12 protein-coding genes are annotated in these 22,422 nt (G+C 35.4%); 3 read left to right on the plus strand and 9 right to left on the minus strand.

What is annotated here, in order from left to right:
• Positions 1-18 precede the first annotated feature (18 nt).
• The 7 genes from M666_RS02160 to M666_RS02190 all read right to left on the minus strand — a co-directional run bounded on the left by M666_RS02160 (position 19) and on the right by M666_RS02190 (position 17,757).
• Complete coding sequence (locus tag M666_RS02160; protein WP_029444915.1) at positions 19-1,380, minus strand: endo-1,4-beta-xylanase; 1,362 nt, start codon at positions 1,378-1,380, stop codon at positions 19-21.
• A 23-nt stretch (positions 1,381-1,403) separates the two neighbouring features.
• Positions 1,404-2,675, minus strand: coding sequence for a carbohydrate binding domain-containing protein (locus tag M666_RS02165; RefSeq protein ID WP_082007875.1), 1,272 nt, complete (start codon positions 2,673-2,675; stop codon positions 1,404-1,406).
• A gap of 233 nt (positions 2,676-2,908) precedes the next feature.
• Positions 2,909-6,208, minus strand: a complete 3,300-nt coding sequence (locus M666_RS02170; protein WP_029444917.1) for a VCBS repeat-containing protein — start codon at positions 6,206-6,208, stop codon at positions 2,909-2,911.
• Positions 6,209-6,306: 98 nt separating this feature from the next.
• Positions 6,307-7,794: a RagB/SusD family nutrient uptake outer membrane protein gene (locus M666_RS02175; RefSeq protein WP_029444918.1), complete on the minus strand. Its 1,488-nt coding sequence runs from the start codon at positions 7,792-7,794 to the stop codon at positions 6,307-6,309.
• Between the two features lie 14 nt (positions 7,795-7,808).
• Positions 7,809-10,805: a SusC/RagA family TonB-linked outer membrane protein gene (locus M666_RS02180; protein WP_029444919.1), complete on the minus strand. Its 2,997-nt coding sequence runs from the start codon at positions 10,803-10,805 to the stop codon at positions 7,809-7,811.
• A gap of 333 nt (positions 10,806-11,138) precedes the next feature.
• On the minus strand, positions 11,139-15,305 hold the full coding sequence (locus tag M666_RS02185) for a hybrid sensor histidine kinase/response regulator transcription factor (protein WP_029444920.1): 4,167 nt from the start codon (positions 15,303-15,305) through the stop codon (positions 11,139-11,141).
• Positions 15,298-17,757: a DUF5060 domain-containing protein gene (locus tag M666_RS02190; protein ID WP_029444921.1), complete on the minus strand. Its 2,460-nt coding sequence runs from the start codon at positions 17,755-17,757 to the stop codon at positions 15,298-15,300. The genes M666_RS02185 and M666_RS02190 overlap by 8 nt, the downstream gene beginning before the upstream one ends.
• A gap of 254 nt (positions 17,758-18,011) precedes the next feature.
• On the opposite strand from M666_RS02190, the gene M666_RS02195 reads away from it, so the two are divergent.
• On the plus strand, positions 18,012-20,132 hold the full coding sequence (locus M666_RS02195; protein WP_029444922.1) for a thioredoxin domain-containing protein: 2,121 nt from the start codon (positions 18,012-18,014) through the stop codon (positions 20,130-20,132).
• A gap of 141 nt (positions 20,133-20,273) precedes the next feature.
• On the opposite strand, the gene M666_RS02200 is transcribed toward M666_RS02195, so the two are convergent.
• The gene (locus M666_RS02200) at positions 20,274-21,149 is read right to left on the minus strand and encodes a helix-turn-helix domain-containing protein (RefSeq protein ID WP_029444923.1); all 876 of its coding nucleotides are present in this window, start codon (positions 21,147-21,149) and stop codon (positions 20,274-20,276) included.
• 148 nt (positions 21,150-21,297) lie between these two features.
• Here M666_RS02200 and M666_RS02205 point away from each other — a divergent pair, with 148 nt between their 5' ends.
• On the plus strand, positions 21,298-21,687 hold the full coding sequence (locus tag M666_RS02205) for a DUF983 domain-containing protein (RefSeq protein WP_024478947.1): 390 nt from the start codon (positions 21,298-21,300) through the stop codon (positions 21,685-21,687).
• Positions 21,688-21,747: 60 nt separating this feature from the next.
• Here M666_RS02205 and M666_RS20455 read toward each other — a convergent pair whose 3' ends face one another.
• Positions 21,748-21,894, minus strand: a complete 147-nt coding sequence (locus tag M666_RS20455; RefSeq protein WP_155854683.1) for a hypothetical protein — start codon at positions 21,892-21,894, stop codon at positions 21,748-21,750.
• 290 nt (positions 21,895-22,184) lie between these two features.
• On the opposite strand from M666_RS20455, the gene M666_RS02210 reads away from it, so the two are divergent.
• Positions 22,185-22,406, plus strand: a complete 222-nt coding sequence (locus M666_RS02210) for a hypothetical protein (RefSeq protein ID WP_024478948.1) — start codon at positions 22,185-22,187, stop codon at positions 22,404-22,406.
• Positions 22,407-22,422: the final 16 nt, after the last annotated feature.

Raw genomic sequence — 22,422 nt, forward strand, 5'->3', positions numbered from 1 at the left:
GTTATACGTGATTGTTTCTTAATTTAAACCTTCTAAGAAACCTATATAGCCTAATTTCTTATTGTAATTTTCATCAAATAATAATGGCCAATCTGGAACACCCCAAAAATCTAATAACCACGATTCATTATCTCTTAATCCCCATACCGTTAAGGCAAATTTGTTATCAATAGGAATAGCGTTATAAATCTGTACCACTTCTTTGAATTTTGCTTGTTGTTGTGCCGCTCTAGTACTAGACAATGCCGTAACGCTTTCATCTTCTTCTGGATTAGCACGTATGTCAAGTTCTGAGAAATGCATTAATAAGTTTCTAGATACCGTACCATCTACTACTGCTTGAATATCTGATGCGGCAGGCCCGTTATATGAAATGTGCATTTGAGCACCAGCGCCATCAATTAAATCTCCTAAGCCATCTATAAGATTAAAAATTGCAGCCCTTTTTGTAGCACTCGATGCAAAATTGTAATCGTTATAAAAAAGTAAGGCATCTGGATCTGCATTTCTAGCGAATTGGAAACATTTTCTTACATAATCATCGCCCATTCTATCTTTAAAGACAGAACCTCTTAAAGCATTTCCGTTATCATCGGCAATTGCTTCGTTTACCACATCCCAAGAACGTACTTTACCTTTATAGTGATTCATGGTGGTTGTAATATAGTCCTCTACCATGGCCTCAAATTCTGCATCTGTACCCGTAAAATCTTCTACCCAACTAGGAGTAGCATTATGCCAGATTAGTGAGTGACCGTGTACATTCATGTTGTTTTCTTGAGCAAAAGCAACGATAACATCTCCTGCAGAAAAATCATATGTATCTTCTGATGGGTACATTATATTCATCTTCATTTCATATTCAGAAGATAGGTTATTAAATTCTTGCTTTAATAGCGCGGTATGTTGTCCGCCTCCATTAATGTAACTCGCTCTAGTAATCATCCCTACTGAAAAAGTAGTTGCTGCATCTTTTAAAGAACCTGATCCCGAACTACACACTCCATTAGGACAAATACCGTCTTCGTCTACAATAATTTTTTTACTGGTAGACGTACTTCCTGCTGCATTAGTTACCGTAAGTGTCACTGTATATTCTCCTATCTCATCATAACGAACTTCCTCTTTACCGGCAGCGTCGTTTACAGTTGCACCGCCTTTTCCAAAGTCCCACACACTGGTAAATTCTCCTGAACCCAAAGTGGTATTATTCAAATAAAGAAGGTTTGCATCGGCATCTGAAACTTCAAAATCAAAACTAGCCTGTATTTTATTCACTGGAATTACGGGCTCCCTATCTTCTCCAGGATCATTATTACTACAAGATACTGCCACAAGGAGTGAAAATGTAGCTATTAAAAATTTAGATATTTTAATCATTATATTTTTTTTATGTTGATATATTAGTCTTTAACTACTTTGATTGCATCTACGTAAAAAGTAGCTGCAGATTTACCCATATCCAATGATAGAAGTGTCGTAGCTGTATTTGCAGTGAAGGTCCAAGAATACTTAGTCCATTCATCTGTAGCAGTATAGTTTCCCGCATATTGCTCATTTCCTAATCCGGGGTTTGTGGAATACCGAACTTCTGCTCCTGCACCCTTTATCCAAATGGAAGCAGTATACGTTGCACCAGATTCTGTATCAAATGCATCACTTACAAATTGCACTTTCCACTCTTCTGGACCTTCTTCTGCATTAGACACTTTAAGAGCTCTACTACCACTTAATACATTGGTTAATTCTTCCGTCATATTATCTGCACCATTATTTTGACTCCAGTTTGCAAAATCAGCGCCATCACCTTCTTCTAAATCTCCATTTAATAAAGCACTGTCATTAGCCGGTAATGGCAAAGCAGCTGTACCCGGCACTAATTCTATAGCATCTACTAAAAAGGTCCCTAATGATTTTCCCATATCTAGGGCTACAATGGTAGTAGCACTATTTGCTGTAAATGTCCAAGAATATTGGGTCCAATCTTCTGTAATGGTATACCCGCCTGCGTACTGATCTCCCCCAACTCCTGGGTTGGTTGAAAAACGTACTTCATTTGGAGCACCTTTTAACCACATAGAAACTGTATATTGTTCATCTACCACTGTTGGCGTAGGATCGCTTACAAATTGGACTTTCCATTCTTCTGGACCTTCTTCTGAATTTGAAACTTTCAGTGCTCGGAATCCTACCAAAACATCTGTAGCTTCTGCTGTCATATTCGCAGCTCCATTATTTTTACTCCAATTGGTAAATTCATCTCCTTCACCTTCTAATAAATACCCGTTTGCAAATAAGTTTTCAGGATTTGTAATTACACGAACATCTGATGGCGGTGGTAATACCACATCAATTTCTTGAGTAACCACGTCATTATCATAGGTACCTATTACGGTAAGGGTTATTGTTTTTGTCCCTGAACTGCCAAAAGCATATTCTAGAATTTCGTTTCCATTATACTTTACATTAGCATCTGAAATCTCAAAATAACTATAAAAGTCGCCCTTATTAGGAGTGGTGTTTTCAAAATAATAAAGTCCAGAATCTTCTGGAGAAACAGTGGCAGTAAAAGAAGGTGCCTCTGATAGTTCTACAACATTTACACTATCATCTTCTTCACAAGAAAATAGCATAATGCTTATAAATAAAGTAAGTAGTAATTTAGTTGTTTTCATAGTTGAGTAATTGATTATTAGTATTTTATTTTGAGTTTTAGTTTACGATACCTCTGTTTTTTAATGGGTGTTAAAAAATTTAATTTTTAGAGAAACCGGAGTCTTTCAAATGTATTTATTAAGGAGATTAATGGATATTAGAAATGAAACATTCTCTATTAAAAATGAAGCATTGCACTTAAAAAAAGCCGTAAATTCAACGTTTCTGAAGTATATGCAACATTTCTACCTTGTTAGGGTTTTAGCTTTACTGCTTGGATCTCATCATTATTTTTAACTGCCAAGATATATGACTGATTATTTGCGGTAATAAAGCTCATATCTTTTACGTCTCCCGGCAGAAAAAGACCTGATGTAGTGGCTGCAATAGGCGTAAATGCTCCTTTGCCATTGCCCTGCAAATAGTATCCAATACCAGCATCATTTCTAGGTGTTTCTACTTCTGAACTGAATAAATTCCCTGCTCCTATCACATCTAAAAAACCATCTTTATTGATGTCTTTTACCAGAAACTGTGTGGTATTTGAATGTTGAGCTGCGGCAGGCAATTGATGTATTACAAACTGATCTCCTTTATTTTCTAAGTACACACTCCCAAAAGATTTCACTTGATAATGCAAGGCATTTTCTAATGACGCCTCTGTATATACCTCTTCTAAAGTGGCCCCTGCAAAACTTTCATAATTTTGAAACTTCTTTTTTATTCCTGGAATTTGTTGTGATGAACACTCTCTACCTCGGAGTGGATATTGCTTGCCTTCATTGTAATAACTTAGTACAATATCTTTCCTATTATCTTTATCAAAATCATTCACAAAAATGTCAAAAGTTGCCTCAGATGTAGCCTTGTACTTATAATTCTTACCGTTATTACCCAAGACATAATCCATATCGCCATCGCCATCAAAATCGCCTTGATTTATGGTCCACCACCATCCGACAGTATCTTTGGTAAGACCCAATTCTTTTGAGGTTTCTACAAATCCGTTAGGTGTATTTTTAAATACCCGAATAGGCATCCACTCTCCCACAATAATAATATCTGCCCGTTTATCATTATTATAATCTGTAATTACGGCACTTGTAGCCATCCCTAATTCAAAAAATTCTTTAGGTTGCATACTCGTAAAATGCTCAAATTTCACCGTACTACCTTCACTCACATTTTTAAGCAAATACGTGGTGGTGGGCAAAGGGTAATTTCCTGGAGTTTGCCTTCCTAACACTAAAATATCTTGTTTTCCGTCTAGGTCAAAATCGCCACTATACACTTTAGAGCCACTCACCAACATGCTAGGAAGTGCATCGTGTTTACTTTTCGTAAAATTGCCATAACCATCGTTGAGGTATATTCTGTCTTGGAGTTCTTTTGCTGTGGTAGAAAACTCATAACCACCACTCACCACATACAAATCATTATCACCATCATTATCAGCATCAAATATTAAGGCTCCCACATCCTCACTTTGCTTATCCATTTCTAAAAAAGAACTTTCTTGCTGTTCAAAACTCCCGTTTTTCTGGTAAAACAAGGCTCCAATAGTACCTTTAGCACCTCCAATAAAATAATCATCTAGGCCATCATTATTTAAATCGCCCACCGCTAGCGCAGGACCAAAGGAAGACATTTTATGAGGTAGCAAAATTTGATCTTTAAAATCATCATAGGAATTTTCAAGATGCGTATAGGTTGGAAAAACAGACAGCGCTTTAGAAAATTGTAACTCTAATTCTACTTCTTTTTCGATAGCCCGTTTAGCATCAGCTAGATGTACTACTAGGGTCTGATTTGCTTTAACGTTTTTTAATTCTTGTATTTTTCCATTAGGCCAAACTATTTTCAAAGTATCAATTGTAGTCGCTGAACCCAATCCGAAATGTAATTCTGGTGCTACCGAAGATTGAAATCCTCTTGTTAAAGTAAGTTCTTGCATTTGTGTAGTACCATTTGTAGTGATGCTAGCTCTACTGCCTAAACCAAAGCTATTTGCAGCTTCTCCCTCAAATTTAATTTTTAAATAATTCCCAGATGTTGAAGCTGAATTTTCAAAAAGGCTGGCATGGTCGTCAATATTATTGGTAACAATTTCTAAATCTCCATCATTATCTAAATCGGCATAAACTACACCATTAGAAAACCCTTCAAATTCTACTCCCCACTCTTGATTAGCAAGTTCAAATTCTAGATTTCCTTTATTTTTAAAGATAAAATTATCAAGTTTTTCCGAAGGGATGTTCTGACTCAGTGCTACTAATTGACTTTGGATATCTTGTATAGAATCTAGCGTATTAAAATAATCATTATTGTTTATTTCTCTCCGTGTACCATTGGTTACAAACAAATCTTTTTCTCCATCATTATCAAAATCTGCAAAGAGCGGACCCCAACTCCAGTCTGTTGAAGAAGTTCCAGTAATACGAGATACGTCTGAAAAAAATGGAATACCCTCCTCATATATCCCTGAATTGAGTTGAAAGCTATTTTGCATGTATTGATAATGAAACCCAGCATCTACCACATTCCAAAATAAAGTAGGGTTCATACTTGCCATGTTCGCTTTTTTTCTTCTATTGGTGTTCGCATCCATATCTACTTGAAAAATATCTAGATGCCCATCATTATTAACATCGGCAATATCTACACCCATTCCATAAAAAGAGGTGTGCGAAGTAGCTTGTTTTACCACCTCTTTAAAAGTACCATCGCCATTATTCAAGTACATATAATCAGGACTACTAAAATCATTAGAAATGTAGACATCTGGCCACGAATCATTATTAATATCGGCAACGGTAGCACTCAATGACAAACCAAAAGATCGCAATCCTGCTAGGTCTGTAACATCGGTAAACATTGCTCCATCATTCCGGTAGAGATGATCTGTTTTAAGATCTGATACATTTTTCATATTCTCCTGATATAAAAATACAGGCGCATCAAATTTGGTTGGAGGATAATTGGCCACATATAAATCTAAATCGCCGTCTTTATCATAATCAAAAAAAGTAGCTTGTACACTGTTTCCAATATCATCTACTCCGTATTCTTTTGCTTTATCAGTAAAAGTTCCGTCTCCATTATTTATAAAAAGCTGGTTGTTTTTTGGAGTAAATTTTCCACTTACCGAACAGTAAATATCAAGTAAACCATCACCATTAACATCGGCCATGGTAGTACCCGTGTACCAACGTTCATCTCCAGAAACTCCAGCGGTAGCCGTAATATCTTGGAATTGCAAATTGCCTTTGTTTAGGTATAATTTATTAGAGACTTGATTTCCAGTAAAATAGAGATCTATTAAACCATCATTATTAATATCTCCTGCAGAAATACCGCCTCCCATATATAAATAGGTGTAGGTAAAATAGTTAAGACTATCATTTTCTATGAGTGTATTCTGAAAATTTATTCCGGTCTCCGAAGGTAGTTTTGAGCTAAATAATTTTCCTTTTTTTGAAATTGTTTTTTCAGAGCAACCAAGTACCAAAAGCATACTAAAAACAAAAAGCGATAAAAATGAATTCTTATTCATATGGCGTATAATTTTTAATGAAACATTGAAATACTAGAAAAACGGTGCAGAAAAAATCCCACACCGTTAAACTCAAGTTAACTCACTAACTAATTCTACTAATATCCTGGATTTTGATCTTCAGAGCTTACATTAGGATTTGATGCAATCTCTCTATCTGGTATAGGCCATAATTCATGTTTTCCAGATTGAAAATTTGTTCCAGCCAGGAATGCACTTGCTCTACCCCATCGTAATAAATCATCAAAACGAACTTGTTCTCCAGCTAATTCTACTTTACGTTCGTGAACAATAGCGTCAAAAACTTGTTGTTTATTTAGTGAAGTTGCCAAAGCAGAAACTCCTGCTCTAGCACGTACTCTGTTAATAAAACCTACAGCTACTGCTTGCGATTCTACTTCATTTGCACATTCTGCCATCATCAATAAAATATCGGAATAACGTATCACTTTTGCATTGATACCCGATTCTTGATTTTCTGATTGTTGCTTGTAATAATTTTGATATTTCTTCCAAGCGGCAGGTCTAATATTTCCACCATTTTCTGCAAAATTACCTTCTTCCATTGTCTTGGTACCGTCCAAATAGGTATCGCCAACTACATAAAAGCTACCTGCAAAGCGACTATCATCTGCCTCAAATTCTGCTAATAAATCATCTGATGGATATACATTAAACCAGTCCAAATTCCCGTAATCTTGGCCTCTGAAAGTAGCATGATTCTGTCCTGCGCCAATAACATTACTATCCCATTTTGCACCGGTTCCTAAAGCCAAATCATATTCTACTTCAAAAACAGACTCTATACCATGCTCTGTTTCTTCTTTAAAATTATCATAGTAATCTGCTTCTAAAGCATATCCAGACATTTCTCTAAAGGCTGACAATGCAGGGCCGTATTGTTTTTCGTATAATAAAACTTTCCCTAATAATGCCTGAGCAGCACCTTTTGTAGCTCTACCATTTTCCTCTTCAGACTTTGATAATAAATTAGCTTTTGCATAGGTTAAATCATCTATAATTTGTGCTACAACAGCTGCTTTAGGGCTAATAGGCTTCCCCTCTGGCTGGGTATTATCACCATTTAAAAGAGGCACATTACCAAACCTATTGACTAACATAAAATAATAATTAGCTCTTAAAAATCTAGCTTCACCAATAAATTTTCTTTTTCTAGAGGCTGATAATAAATTTTCAGGAATTTCATTGATTTTTTCTTGATTCCCAATCACAAAATTTGCCTTGTTTATTCCTCTAAAACAGCTATCCCAAAAATCTGCAATCTGCGCATTACTGGAGTCATAAGTAAAATCATAAAAAGTGACTTTATCTGCTTCTTGCTGTCCGTTTGGAGTTTGCTCGTGAGACATGTTATCTAACATGTACCACATTAGCCTACCATACAAAGCTACTGTTTGTAAATTAGCATAAGAAGCATTTACTGCTGCCTGTACTTGCGCTTCATTAGCAAAATATGTTTCTGGTGATAATTGATTAGGGTTAGATAACTCCAAATCTTTTTCTGAACAAGAATGGATACCAATGACTCCTGTCAATACCATGAGTACTACTATATATTTTTTCATATTCTATTTTTTTTTTAAAATGAAACTTGAACTCCGAATAACGCTGATTTTGGTTGTGGGTAATTCCCTCTATCAATTCCGTAATCTTGGTTACCTCCTGCAATTTCAGGATCTAAGCCAGAGTAATCTGATATAGTAATTAAATTTTGACCACTCACATAGAATCTTATTTTAGAAAAGTAATTGCTTAAATAATCTCCTGGAATTGTATAACCAACACTTACATTTTTTAATCTAGCGAAAGAACCATCTTCTACATATCGATCTGATACATTATGGTTTTGAGGTGCTCCTGGCACTCTAGGCTGTGTAAGAGAAGGATTAGTAGCTGTCCAGCTATCTAATAACACAGGACTACCATTAAACAATCTATTCGCTCCCCCTTCTAAATGGTACTTATTCGTGTTATATAAATCAACCCCTTGTATTCCTGTTACAAATAAACCAAGATCAAAGTTTTTATAGTTGGCAGAAAGGTTTAAACCATAGGTAAAGTCTGGATAAGGATCTGCAATAATTGCTCTGTCATCAGAGGTAATATTACCATCTCCATTAAGGTCTTTATACCTAACATCTCCTGGCTGTACCACAGTTTGCCCTGGGTTTGCTGTAAAAACAGCATCTACCTCAGCTTGTGTTTGGTAGATCCCATCACTTTCTAAACCGTAAAAATGAAATAACGATTCTCCTACAGAAGTACGAGAAATATTCCCTTTTCCATCTTTCATAGCGCCACCTTCAAAAAACTCAAGATTCCCTAAGCTTAAAACTTCATTGGTACTTGTACCAATATTTAAGTTTGCAGACCATGTAAAGTCTCCTTCGTAATCATTATATCCCAAAGAAACTTCAAAACCTTTCGTTTCTACCGAACCTACATTTGCTGTAATATTACCCGCATTAATACCATTAGATAGTGGTGCAGGAAGACTAACCAATAAATCATCACTTGTATTTTGGTAATATTCTACCGTAGCGGTAAAACGATCGTTGTAGATTCCGAAATCTAAACCTACGTTTAGCATCTCTGTCTCTTCCCATTTTAAATCAGGGTTTGCTCCACCGTTTGCAGTTACTCCTGCGCCATTACCATCTCCTATGGGATATTGAAAACCTTGCGTTAAAGTAGCACTGTATAGGTAATCGCCAATTTTGTCATTACCTACAAAACCATAACTACCTCTTAATTTTAAATTACTGATTTGCGTATCTACTAAGAAATTCTCTTTAGAAATATTCCACCCTAAAGAGGCTGAAGGGAATGTACCCCACCTAGAGTTTGTACCAAATCTAGACGAAGCGTCACGTCTTAAAGAAACAGAAGCAATGTATTTACTATCAAAGTTATAATTAATTCTACCTAAGTACCCCATTCTTGAAGTCTCCCCAGAACCACTTCCTAAGGATAAATTATCTGCACCAAATTGTACGATATCATCCGTAATATAGTTTCTTGCGCCACCACCAAACTCAGTAAATGTGCTTTCATACTTCTCCGCTAAAACTAGAAAATCAAAATTGTGACTGTCTCCAAATGTTTTGCTGTAGTTTAAACTATTCGTAAACAATAAAGTTTTCCCTACTTGATTGTTTCTACCGTATGAAGCAAAATCTTGTTGATGGGTATTACTTCCTGTATTATCATCATTAAAAGAAGGCGTAAAACTACTTCCGTTAAATGTAAAATAATCAAGACCTACTTGTGATTTGAATTTAAGATCATCTACAATTTCTAATTCTGCATATACATTACCAATAACACTGAGTGTTTTGTTGATTGCTGTTTGTATCGTTTGAATTCTTACTGGGTTTTCTGCATCTTGACCATCACCTGGAGAAGAAGGACCTTGGAACCCTCCTAAATTATTAGGATTGTATACTGGCAAATAAGGAGCAGACTTTATAGCGTGTACCAATAAAGATCTTGCACCACCATCTAACTCTGGTCTTTGTTTTCCAAAAGATACAGACATAGATTCTCCAACCGTAAGTCTCCCAAAGTTTACAGAACTATTTGCTCTAAAAGAATAACGCTCAAAACCAGTATTGATAATAATACCTTCTTGACCTAAATACTCCCCAGAAAAAAGATAATTTCCATTTTCATTTCCACCAGAGTAACTCAAGTTATAATCTTGAATTAATCCTGACTGAAAAATTTCATTCTGCCAATCTGTATTATTTGTAAATACTTCAAGAGGGCGATCTGGAAAAACTCCTAAATTTGCAGCGTGTTGTAAGTACTGTACAGAATTCATAACATCATAGCGTTTGGTGTTGTTTTGAAAACCGGTATACGTATTAAACGCTAAAGTACCTTTGCCACTTTTTCCTTTTTTAGTGGTTACCAAAACTACCCCGTTAGAACCTTGAGCACCATAAAGCGCTGTAGTAGAAGCATCTTTTAGCACCGAGATAGACTCAATATCATTTGGACTGATCCCTGATAAGTTTCCTACAATAACACCATCTATAACAAATAATGGCGTGTTATTTCCAAAAGTTCCTAAACCTCTAATAAGAACTAAAGGCGTAGAACCTGGAGCACCACTATTTACAATCGTTAATCCTGATGCACGCCCTTGTAAAGCTTGTTCTGCATTTGTAACTGGTAAAGCTGCAATATCTTCAGATTTAATAGTAGATACTGCTCCTGTTACTGCTGCTCTACTTTGCGTACCATACGCAACGACCACCACCTCATCTAAGGCTTCTGATGATTCTAATAAAGTAACGTTTAAGGTAGACGCGCTACCAATGCTAATAATTTGTGTTGTCATACCTATGTATGAAAATGTAAGCTTGTCTGTTGGCGCTACATTATCAATACTGTATTTTCCATCGAAATCAGCCGTGGTTCCTCGTGTTGTTCCTTGAACAATAATAGACACACCAGGTAATGGCGTTCCAGTATTATCAGAAACAACACCACTTACTGAATTTTGGGCGAGAATAAATTGCGAACACATCAAAAAGAAGGCGAATGCCGCAAATTTGAATTTCTTCATCATAAAGAGTTAGTTTTAGTTATTTAATTTTTTGAGTTGAGTTTAGTTCAAAGGACTCCTAATTGAAGATCAAAACCAGCAATATTAGAATGCATACGATTAATGCAACCTCTACCATTATTTTAACTTTCGGATTTCTAGGGCTTATTTTCATTTGAACTGTGCTAGTAACAAATATATCTGCTCAATTCAACATTAAATATCAGCCATTAAGCATGTTGTACTAAGATTGTTGCAAGGCATGCTCTCTTGGGGGCAAACGCAACATTTGATGCAATGCGCGCATCAAATGTTACAAATGCACCATTTGTTTCTACTAAACTAAAGGCATATTGCCTATTTATTTTTCTCTATCTCTGTGGGAAGAACTCCAAAGTGGGCTTTAAAACATTTTGTAAAGTAAGAAGGTGAAGAGAATCCTACCTTATAACAAACCTCGCTAATATTTACATCGCTTTCTGTTTCAATAATCTGCTTAGCGCGTTGCAATCTTATTTTTCTCAGAAACTCATTTACGGTTTGACCTGTAAGTGTTTTTATTTTTCGGTATAGCTGACTTCTACTCAAATGTAACTGAGAGGCGAGTACCTCTACACTTAAATCTGAATCGCTCATATTCTCATTGATATAATTTAAGACCTTATGTATAAAGTCTTTATCCAATGATGAGGCATTTGCATTTTCATCTGCACCACTTATAGATCCAAAATACTTATCAAAGATTAATTGCCTACTGGTAATTAACTGCTTTAATCGAAGACTCAATAATCGCATATCAAAAGGCTTAACCATATATGCATCTGCACCCAAACCAATTCCTTCTATACGATCGTCAATTTTAGCTTTGGCCGTAAGCATCAAAAGTGGAATATGGCTCGTTCTTAAATCTTCTTTTATATTTTTACAAAAGGTAAAACCATCCATTTCTGGCATGATTACATCGGTTAAAATAACATCTGGCAAGAATTCTTTCGCCATTTGCAAACCTTCTTGTCCGTCTTTTGCCACCAACACTTTATATTGTTGCTTAAACTCATCTCTCAAATAGTTTCTAAGTTCTGAATTATCTTCTACAACAAGCAAAGTATGTTGTTTGCTCTTATAGTCTTCTGAAAGACCATCCTCTGTAGATTTTGCTTTTTTAGGCAATGGATTTCGCTCTCTGTAGCTTATAGATTTAGTAACTTCTTTAAGAATATCTTCTGCTGCAAAATGCGCTTTGCCTTTAGGGAAAAATAATTTAAAAGAAGTTCCTTTACCTACTTCACTTTCTACTTCTACTTTTCCTTTATGCAACTCTACAAAGTTTTGAACTACTTCTAAACCTATTCCAGTACCGCCGTAGTAGGTTTTATTTAAGTTTTCTACTTGATAAAAACGCTCAAAAATACGTTGCACTTGGTCTTTCTCTAAGCCCATGCCCGTATCTGTGATAATAATTTCTATAGCCTCTATAGGTTGCGTACTATCTGCTAAGGGTAGCGCTATTAATTTATCGGAAGAAACAATATCAATATTTATAGCACCGCCGTCTGGCGTAACTTTTAAAGCGTTAGAAAGAATATTGAAGATAATTTTTTCAAGCATATTGGCATCTGCCCAAATAGGAATTTCTGTAACGTCTGCATCTACCGCTAAATGTATATTTCTGTTAGCTGCCTCTTCCTTAAAATAACTAGTGACCTCTTTCGTGAATTCTACAACATCTAGTTCTCCGGCCTTCACACGTAGTTTATTAAGCTCTAGTTTCCTAAAATCCATCAATTCATTAATAAGCCTATATAACCGATCTGTATTTTTATGTATAATGTGATGCTTCTCTTTTACCCGTTCTGGTAAATTCAAGGTCTCATCACGAATAATATCTTCTAAAGGATTGATAATTAAGGTTAGTGGTGTCCTAAATTCATGAGAAATATTTGTAAAAAATTGAAGCTTCTTTTCATTTAATCGATCCTCTTGTATACGCTTGATGCGTTCATTTTTTATAAACTGCTTCTCTTTTATTCTTTCTTGAGTTATTTTATTCAGTAAATAAATTCCTAGCGCAAGCAATAGAATATAGATTGCTGTAGCTAGATTTGTTTTCCACCAAGGCGGTAAAATATGCACCTTTAAGGTTAAGGCATTTTCATTCCAAATGCCATCATTATTGGCAGCCTTTAGTTTAAACGTATATTTTCCTGGATCTAAATTGGTATAGGTTGCACTTCTAGAAGTCCCTACATAGTTCCATGTATCTTCAAACCCCTCTAAGTAATAAGCATAAGTGTTTTTCTCTGCTCTAGTATAATTTATACCAGTATATTCTATGGTAAAAACAGATTGATTATGCGTAAGCTCTATCGTCTCCGTTTCTGATATAATTTTATCTAAAGGTGAATTAGCCGCTCCCGGGATGACATCTTTATTAAAAAGTTTAAACCCCGTTAGATACATAGATGTTAGGCTTTCGTTGACACTAACATTTTTGGGATTAAAGAAATCTAAACCCTTATAATTTCCAAAATAAAGCATGCCATCATTAGCTTTTAGCACAGCATTAAAGTTGAAATTATTAGATAACAAACCATCATTTGCAGAGTAATTTGTAGCTTTTTTATTTTTTAAATCGATTCTTGTAATTCCTGTATTTCCACTTATCCATAATGTTTGAGCATCACTAGATGTAATACTGGCAACGCTTTCCTCATTTAGATTAAACGTTTCATTGCAAAAATTAAAACTCTGCTTTTGCGGATTGTAATTTCCTAGGCCAGAACCTCTTGTTCCAATCCAAATACTACCATCATTATCCTCATATAAAGATAAAATGTAGTTAGCACTAGATTTGTGCCTGTACAGTTCCGGCGCCTTTTCTGAAATATTATCAATTTTAAAGCCCGAATTTCTCTCTTCTTTAATGCGAAACAATCCTCTAGTAGTACCTACCCAAATACAATCTTTAGAGTCTACCATTACTTTACGAATGGCACTGGTATGCAAATCTTTTTGAGTAAATTCTGGCGTGTCGTGATGTACAAATGTTTCCGTATTTGGGTTATAGGATAAAATTCCGTTGTAGAACGTGCCTATCCAAATTGTCCCTTTGGCATCTTCTGCAAAAGACATAATACTGTTGGAGCCAAATGCTTCTGGGGTGTTTTCCGCATTATAATTTATAAACTTTTTAGATCCGTTTGGTAAAAGAAATAGGCCGTGATTCCAAGTGCCAAACCATAGATTATTTTTACGATCCTTAAAAACCGTTTGTATGTCCGAAGAGCTTAAATTTGAATATCCGCCTTCATTTTTGATAAGGTGGGTATAGGTATTTGATTTAGGATTAAAAATATCTATACCGCCACCATCCATGGTAATCCACAAGCGCTTAGCATTGTCTTCTAAAATTCCGGTTACAGAACCAACTTCTAAAGAATTTTTATTATTTGCTATACTTTCTAAACCCTTAAATTTATCGTAGAGTTCATCATATATTCCAATACCGCTATTGTAATACCCCATCCAAACGCGATCATTCTTATCTACATATAAGGACCAGATAGAATTGGAACTGATACTATTCGTATAGCTTTTGTCTGAAAGATACCGAGCTCTTGTCGTACCATCTTGGTTTATTTGAAAGAGCCCGTCATTCTCTGTGCCCACTAAAATGGAATTATCTTTCATCTGGCAAGTGGCGAGAATACGCCTTTCTGTAATACCAAAATGATAAATCTGATCTAAAACCCCTGTCATAGGATTCCCCTTAACTATTTTATACAATCCGTTAGACACGGTTCCTACCCAAATATGATGATGAGCATCTATTAACAGTGTCTGCACCGGTTCATCAAACGTATGAAGACCTGAACTTGTATTGAAGTAGGAGGATACAAATTTTTGTGCAGTGACATCAAATTCTTTTAAACCTAAAGAAGTTCCTGCATAGATAGTATTCTTATGATCTACTGTTAATTTATTGATGTTGACCGCATTTTTCGCTATGGGATCTGCCGAGGCTAATCTTCTAATACTTTTTTCATCGTTCTTTAGTCCAAAATAACCATTTTCAAAGCTTCCGATATAAATATTACCTTGTGCATCTCCAGATAAGGTAAAGACAGCAATATTTAATTCTGCATCTTTTTTAGATTGAAATGGTATTCTAGTGAACCTATCTAAATCTTTTTCATAGACACTTAAACCATCATCTGTACCTACCCACAATCTATTTTTATGATCTATATACATACAATGTATAAGATTACTATTGATCGTCGTGGTGTCTTTAATCTTATGCTTATATGGTGTATAATCCACCCCATCAAACTTATACAGTCCAGCACCATTAGTACCAATCCAGATATACCCATTATTATCTTGCGTAATTGCAGAAACAGCTACTTTAGAAAGACCTTGTTTGATGTTTACAAAATTTAATGGCCCATTTTTTTCTTGAGCCTTACTTTGAAACGTACAAAACAATAAGATTGCGATGCAAAAGGTGAGTATTCTATTCATTCTTAAATTCGGGGGTTATTTTAGGTATAAAATTAGCGTTATTCGTAAGAATCCAACGGTCTAATTTAAAACCGTCTTCACGCATAGCGAAGGAAACAATATAGTCCCCTGCTTTTGAAAATTCTAAAAATATAGTATTTGGACTACCGCAATGATTGTCTTCTTGTCTTTGAGCCGACGACCATTGCCATTGGTTTTTACCTTCACACCATTGAATTCTAGCGCCACTTTCTGGCCATACTCCATTAATGCCAACGTGTACTCCATTATCTTCTGTTCCGGTAGAAAATGTACTTGCCCATATATAATATTTTCCAGGGGTATTAATTTTCACTTTATAGGAAACAATACCTCCTGTACCCGATTCTGGAAAAAAATTCTCTCCTACAACCAACGCATCATCATGCGTAATTCGGGTGTCAGGAAAAGCTTTAATATAGGCTTTACTAGATGCCGATTTTAATGCCTTTTGCTCCTCCTTATTTTCTATAAAGTTACTCTGATCATACGCAATCACTTTCCAATCTCGTACTGTATTTTGATTGGAAGTATAGTGAAAATGTTCTGCTTCTACTTCTAAAAAACCATCAATTTCTTCAAATGCTGCTACCTTATCTAGGTTTATAAATTTTGAAGGGAGAGAGGCTAATGAATTATTATTCTTCGTTTTCTTTGTATTTTTTACGATAGCAACCCAATCTCCAGAATCCGTTGGAGGTGCACCGATAGCGGTTTCTCCTACTGCTTTTACTTTTGATTTAGATCCTTTTTTTAAGGCACCTCCGTTTTTTGCATCAAACCATAAAACACTATAGATATCTCCAGATGCTGGCAGCTGTAATTGTACCGCTGTGCTTTTTGGAAGGTATATAGCATATATCTCATTTTCTTTAGCCAACACATAATCTTCCGAATTTGAGGTTAGCGCATCTTGTGCTTTCATATCTTCAAATGGTAGGTGCTCATTAAAAAAATCTACTGCAATTTTAGACTGATTCCATAGATTTTCTCTAGACCTCCAATCTTCACAATTTAAATCCATATGCGCATGCTTGTATCCAAAATACCATTCGACGCCTGCTCCTCCTGCCATTAAGTTACCCCACAGTACGTGATTTCTAATGTCGTCATGCTCAGGATCTTCAGCATCGGGTAATGCACCGTGATCTGCGGGGCCAATTTCATCAATACTTACCACCCATTGTTTGCCATGTTCCGCAGATTTATCTAACCATTTCACGGTAGTCTCATGCGCTAATTTTGGATCGTGGATTTGTACAGAACTTCCTTCTAAAAAGGAGTAACCTAATAAAGGATTTAATATTTCATCTTGTTCTTTAGGTAGTGAATGGCTATGTAGGGTAATAAAATTAGCATACGGGTCTATTTCCGCTACATAACCTGCCATAGCCCTACGATCTTCATCATCTTGCCCTTTTGGAGACCAATGTACTGGTCCGTTTTCTTCTCCTAAATTCCACGTTACTTTTAAATGATGCCCAAAACGCGCAATCATCTCTCTTAAATAGAGCTTACGTTGCACCCCTAATTGCCCGATATCTAATAGTAATTCATTTTCTGTTTCTTGCAACACCATATGCAGCATTAACCCTTTCTCATCCATATGGCCAAAAACTATTTCCCATTGTGCCAATTTGCTACAGTCAAAACGGTAACGCTCATTTTCATCTGTCCAGGGCCACACATCTTTACCATCTCCTTGCACATTCATCGTCAAAAAGAAAACACTATTCATTCCTTTTGAAGCAAGGTAATTCAGTGCTCCGATAATGTTTTTACCTTTTCCGTTTTGCCATGTAGGATCGCCACTCTTCCAATCGTTGGCATGTGGTGCATATTCATGAGTTCCTGGTGTTTGGTCAAATCCTGCATACCCTAAAAAATTTTCAGGACTACCTGCGCCAACTTTTAAAAATGCCTTCTTTGTATCTGCGTATCTTAAATACCGTTCTCCTGTGTAGGATAATCTACCTTTTGCCGCTTCGCTAGTTTTATCTTTTATCTCTAGAACCTCTAAAGAACCACTCATGCCATCAAAATCTACCGACTTTCCACCCGCTCCCGAAGCTGCTACAGCAATGTTTTTACCTTTCTTGAAAGATACTTCATAAGTCCAAGTTCCTATTTTATCAGGCCTGAATATAACCTTCCACACGTTCCCTTCTGTTGCTCCTGTTTCACTTGCATTGCCATCTGCCGCATAATAGCCAGGAACAACCAATACATGATCTTCATTTCTAAAGGTTACGTCTAAGCGGTAATTTAAAAAAGGATTTTCAGCATCATATTCTGAAAGCTCTGTACCTGTAAAACTAAGTACAATTTTATTCCACTTTTCTAAATTTCCAGAAATTTGAACCTCAGTATTTTGACTTTGCACGGCAAAGGAGCATAGTACAAAGTAAGCAAACACGCAATTAAATAGCTTCATGGAGTATCGTATTTTTTTTGGTTTTAGTTTGTCTTTAAATGTATTTTTAAATCATAATACGTACTAAGATATATGTAGCGATGAATGCAACATTTGTTGCATCAGCACTCAAATTACGAAAATTACCCGCCAAGAGTGTTTATTTCGAAATAATACTGCTATTTTAGTGAATGATTCTCAATGGTTTTCAGCATCTCTTTTTAACAACTTGCTATACCGCACCAAGAATCAAACACTTTATTTTACGACCATTTATGAAAGGTATTTTAGGATTACTTTGCTTACCGTTACTTTTTTTTTCTTGTAAAGAAAGCTCCAAAAAGGTGCCTCAAGATTTTGCTTATACCAATAATCTTGTTCATGAAACCAGCCCCTATTTATTACAACATGCTCATAATCCTGTGAATTGGCAGCCGTGGACAGATACGATATACAATGCTGCCAAGAAAGAAAATAAATTGGTTGTTTTAAGTATTGGGTACTCTACGTGCCACTGGTGCCATAAAATGGAAGAAGAAACATTTACCGATATTCCCACAGCAGAATTTATGAATACCAATTTTATAAATGTAAAAGTAGATCGTGAAGAACGGCCAGACGTGGATAAGGTGTATATGACTGCCGTACAATTAATGAATGGTTCTGGAGGCTGGCCATTAAATGTAATAACCTTGCCCAATGGCAAACCTATCTATGGAGGTACTTACCACTCCAAAGAAGAATGGAATGGAGTACTAAAACAATTTAATGAACTTTATAAGAGCGATAGCCTAAAATTATATGCCTATGCCGATAAGGTTGCACTAGGTATCGAAGAAGTTAATTTAGCTCCTTCAACAAAAAATTTAAACGCAATTTCTAGAGATAGTTTGATAAAAGCCACTACCACTTGGAAACTAAAGTGGGATACGCAGCATGGCGGTACAATTGCCGACCAGAAATTTGTACTCCCAACAAGCTTGAATTTTTTAATGAATTATGGCGTTATTGAGAACGACCTCACGGTAAATAATTTTGCGCAAAAAACCTTAGACTCCATTGCTAGTTCTGGTATAATTGATCATATTGATGGTGGCTTCTATAGATACAGTACGGTACCCGATTGGCGTATTCCACATTTTGAAAAAATGCTATACGATAACGCGCAAATTATGGCACTTTATGCAAAAGCCTACAAGCGGTATAAAACATCGCGGTATAAAGAAATTGTTTATGCCATAGACGCATTTCTGACCGAGAATATGCTACATGATGGTGGCGGGTACTATGCGGCCTTAGATGCTGACACTGATGGAGAAGAGGGAAAATATTACACTTGGAGCAAAGATGAATTACACACACTTTTAGGAGCTGAGTATGATTTGTTTGCTGCCTACTATAAATTAGACCCAAAAAATACCTTAGAAAATGGCCGGTATGTTTTGCAACATACTGCATCTGATGCTACTTTTTGCACCTCTAATAGTCTTTCTTCAGAAAAATTGAAGCAGTTAAAAAACGGCTGGAAAAAAACATTAAAAAAAGCACGTAGCAAAAGAACATACCCTAGCAAAGATGATAAGATTATTACTTCTTGGAATTCGCTTTTAATCAACGGCTATGTAGAAGCCTACAAAACATTCAAGGATGAGTCCTTCTTAGAAAAAGCTAAAGCTATCAACCGCTTTATTCTAGAAAATTGCTATGAAAATAACACACTAATTCATTCTTATAAAAAAGGAGGTAAAAAAACGGCTGGCTTTTTAGAAGATTATGCCACACTGGCCAATGCCAATATAAACCTGTATAGCGCTACATTAAATCCTGAATATCTAAACACGGCCATAGCGTTAACTAAAACAACAGACCAAAAATTTTATGATGTAGAAAGTGGGTTTTATCGCTTTAAAGAAGAAGATAATTTAATTTCAAAAATAATTCCAACACATGATGGCGTATTTGATTCTCCAAATGCTACGGTAGCTGAAAACTTATTTTTATTGGGCCACATATTATACCATGATGCATATAGCGCACGAGCAAAGAAAATGACACAAACCATGGCACCACTTTTACAAGAAAATCTTGAAGGCTATACGAAATGGGGCTGCCTTGCCCTACACCTATCTTCTACCTATTATGAAATTGCCGTGGTAGGTTCTAATGCGCTTAGTTTGACCCAAGAGTTAAACTCTAAATTTTTAGCAAATACTTTAGTTATTGGTTCTGAAACAGCATCGCCTATTGCTATTTATAAAGACCGCTTTGAAGATGATAAAACTTATATCTATGTCTGCCTCAACAATAGCTGCAAACTGCCAGTTACTTCTGTACCCGAAGCATTACAACAAATAGAATATAACATAGAAAAAAGTAACTTCAACTTGGCATTTTAAAACTTATACCCGCCTCTTTTTTAATATTACATATACGCTTGCAACAATTGACACGCAGTCTAAAACTCATATACCTACTTTTGACTCAGCATACCACTGGATACATTATTCGCTGCAAACAACAGCAGAAAAATAATTCCACTAGTTTTCTGCCTTAAGGCGTGCTCTAAATTTTGAAGGAACGGTTTGGGTGTATTTTTTAAATAGTCTTGAGAAATAAGAATAATTTTCGAAGCCTAGCTCTTGGGCTATCTCTCCAACAGACTTTGTACTAAAAGTTAACATGCGCTTGCTTTCTATAACCACTTTCTCAGCAATAAGAATAGTGACGGTTTTATTTAAAACATAGTTACAAATCCGATTTAAATGCTTTAGACTCATATTCATTTTAGAAGCATAAAAAGAAGGTGCTTTTTCTGTTTTATAATAATGCTCTAACAGCGTATTAAATTGTTCTAGTTTATGATTGTAAGAATGTAAGTCTATATTGTTCTCCTGAAAATGCTTTCGGGAAATTTCAATATGGATGATATCAATTAGATTTAAAAGTTTATCTAATTTCCGGGTATTCGATGCTAGATTCTCTTTGATTAAAAGTTGAAAATAAATTTCAAGTGAACGTACTTCAGGTTCGTTTAAACGCACCTCTGAAATATTTTTTGAAGCTTGATAAAATGGATACTCTTCTACCCTCTTGGCTCCAAAATACAAATTGTATACATCCTTTGTGTAAAATAAGATATAGCCTTCTATGTCCTTAGACAAGTTCCAACTATGTACTTGACCAGGTTGGATAAGATAAATACATCCTGGATTAATGGTGAACGTATTGAAATCTATTTTATGAATTCCAGAACCTTTGGTAAAAAGTACGAGGAGATAGAAATTATGCCCATGGGAGCGCTCTATAAAACTATTGTTAATTAAATGCTTACTAAAAGTGTTGACATAAAGTCCTTCCTGAATTAAATTCCGATTAAAATTCTGAATATCATAAATAGGGTACGTTTTCCTCACAATGTCTTCTTTGTGCTAATACATGCGTTTTCACTCCTCTTAAAGGGAAGATAAATATAGTACTTTTGGAGAGCAATAAAGATATACTGGCTGTAAACCGGAAATTAACTTAAATGTCTTTTTTATTATCATTAAAATTATAACTACTATGACTATTCTAAAGGGATCAAAAATATATAGCATCTTAACTGGCAGCTGCCCTGTATGCCAAGAAGAAAGTATGTATAAAGAAGCTAATCCATTTAAAGTGATGTCTACACTAAAAATGCATGAACGTTGCAGCCATTGCAGTACAAAGTATAAAATGGAGCCTTCGTTTTTCTTTGGAGCAATGTATGTGAGTTACCCTGTAGGCATCGCTTTTGCCTCCGTAGCATTTGTGCTATCTTATATGGTATTCGGGATTGCTATATTACCTACTTTCTTTATTATTTGCGCTGTCATGCTAGTTATGCTGCCGATAATATTACGATTATCTAGAAATATCTGGATTAACTTCTTTAAGCATTACCAAAAACAGAGCAATGTAAGCGCATAAAAAAAGGTTCCAAACAAAATGTTTAGAACCCTTATACCTTATGGTAAATACTCGTTTTAGTTATTGTTTCTTATTGATTACTCTTTTTTTGTAGTTATTTTTAATTTCTATATACAATAACACCGATGCTACTATAGCGCTCAATATTATAAAAACAGTAGGGTTACCATCTACAACATCTAAACATAAATCAAATAAATTCTTCATCTTTCTACTTCTTACTATTATTTAGTTTTCTACTAGATACAAGATTAACGCAATAGTTGCTTTTTTAGTTCTTAAAAAAAAAGAAAAAAATTATCGCGGCATCCCAAGGCAACAACCTTCGATAAACGACGTATTCCCTCGATAAAGAGTTTTCTGGGTAAATGTCAGTTAACGAGCATTTTACACCCTTTATCTATCATTTTGTCAGTGACCGAAAAAAAGACCCTTTAACCGAATGATAACTACATAAGGAAGGATAATCCCGTTCTTGTAATCCCAAATCGAATGAAATGAAATCTATTTTAACAACTTTATTATTTGTATTTATCGGATTTAGCGCACAAGCTAACACGAGCAACAAAAAAGATGTTAAAGCAACTACAATCACTAAAACTGTAGTTACTTTCAATACCTTCAAAACTTCAACTGCAGGTATTTATTTAGATAAAAATCATAAGATCAAGAAAGAACTTTCTTTTGTAACTAAAGCTAGCAAAGCTAAATTAGCTTAATCCCTAAGCATTACAT

This window comes from Cellulophaga baltica 18, assembly GCF_000468615.2.
GTDB lineage: Bacteria > Bacteroidota > Bacteroidia > Flavobacteriales > Flavobacteriaceae > Cellulophaga > Cellulophaga baltica.

What these genes read in the sequence shown, in the direction of transcription:
- M666_RS02160 (WP_029444915.1), bottom strand. Translation starts at nt 1,380, where the DNA reads ATGATTAAAATATCTAAATTTTTAATAGCTACATTTTCACTCCTTGTG.
- M666_RS02165 (WP_082007875.1), bottom strand. Translation starts at nt 2,675, where the DNA reads ATGAAAACAACTAAATTACTACTTACTTTATTTATAAGCATTATGCTA.
- M666_RS02170 (WP_029444917.1), bottom strand. Translation starts at nt 6,208, where the DNA reads ATGAATAAGAATTCATTTTTATCGCTTTTTGTTTTTAGTATGCTTTTG.
- M666_RS02175 (WP_029444918.1), bottom strand. Translation starts at nt 7,794, where the DNA reads ATGAAAAAATATATAGTAGTACTCATGGTATTGACAGGAGTCATTGGT.
- M666_RS02180 (WP_029444919.1), bottom strand. Translation starts at nt 10,805, where the DNA reads ATGATGAAGAAATTCAAATTTGCGGCATTCGCCTTCTTTTTGATGTGT.
- M666_RS02185 (WP_029444920.1), bottom strand. Translation starts at nt 15,305, where the DNA reads ATGAATAGAATACTCACCTTTTGCATCGCAATCTTATTGTTTTGTACG.
- M666_RS02190 (WP_029444921.1), bottom strand. Translation starts at nt 17,757, where the DNA reads ATGAAGCTATTTAATTGCGTGTTTGCTTACTTTGTACTATGCTCCTTT.
- M666_RS02195 (WP_029444922.1), top strand. Translation starts at nt 18,012, where the DNA reads ATGAAAGGTATTTTAGGATTACTTTGCTTACCGTTACTTTTTTTTTCT.
- M666_RS02205 (WP_024478947.1), top strand. Translation starts at nt 21,298, where the DNA reads ATGACTATTCTAAAGGGATCAAAAATATATAGCATCTTAACTGGCAGC.
- M666_RS20455 (WP_155854683.1), bottom strand. Translation starts at nt 21,894, where the DNA reads ATGAAGAATTTATTTGATTTATGTTTAGATGTTGTAGATGGTAACCCT.
- M666_RS02210 (WP_024478948.1), top strand. Translation starts at nt 22,185, where the DNA reads ATGAAATCTATTTTAACAACTTTATTATTTGTATTTATCGGATTTAGC.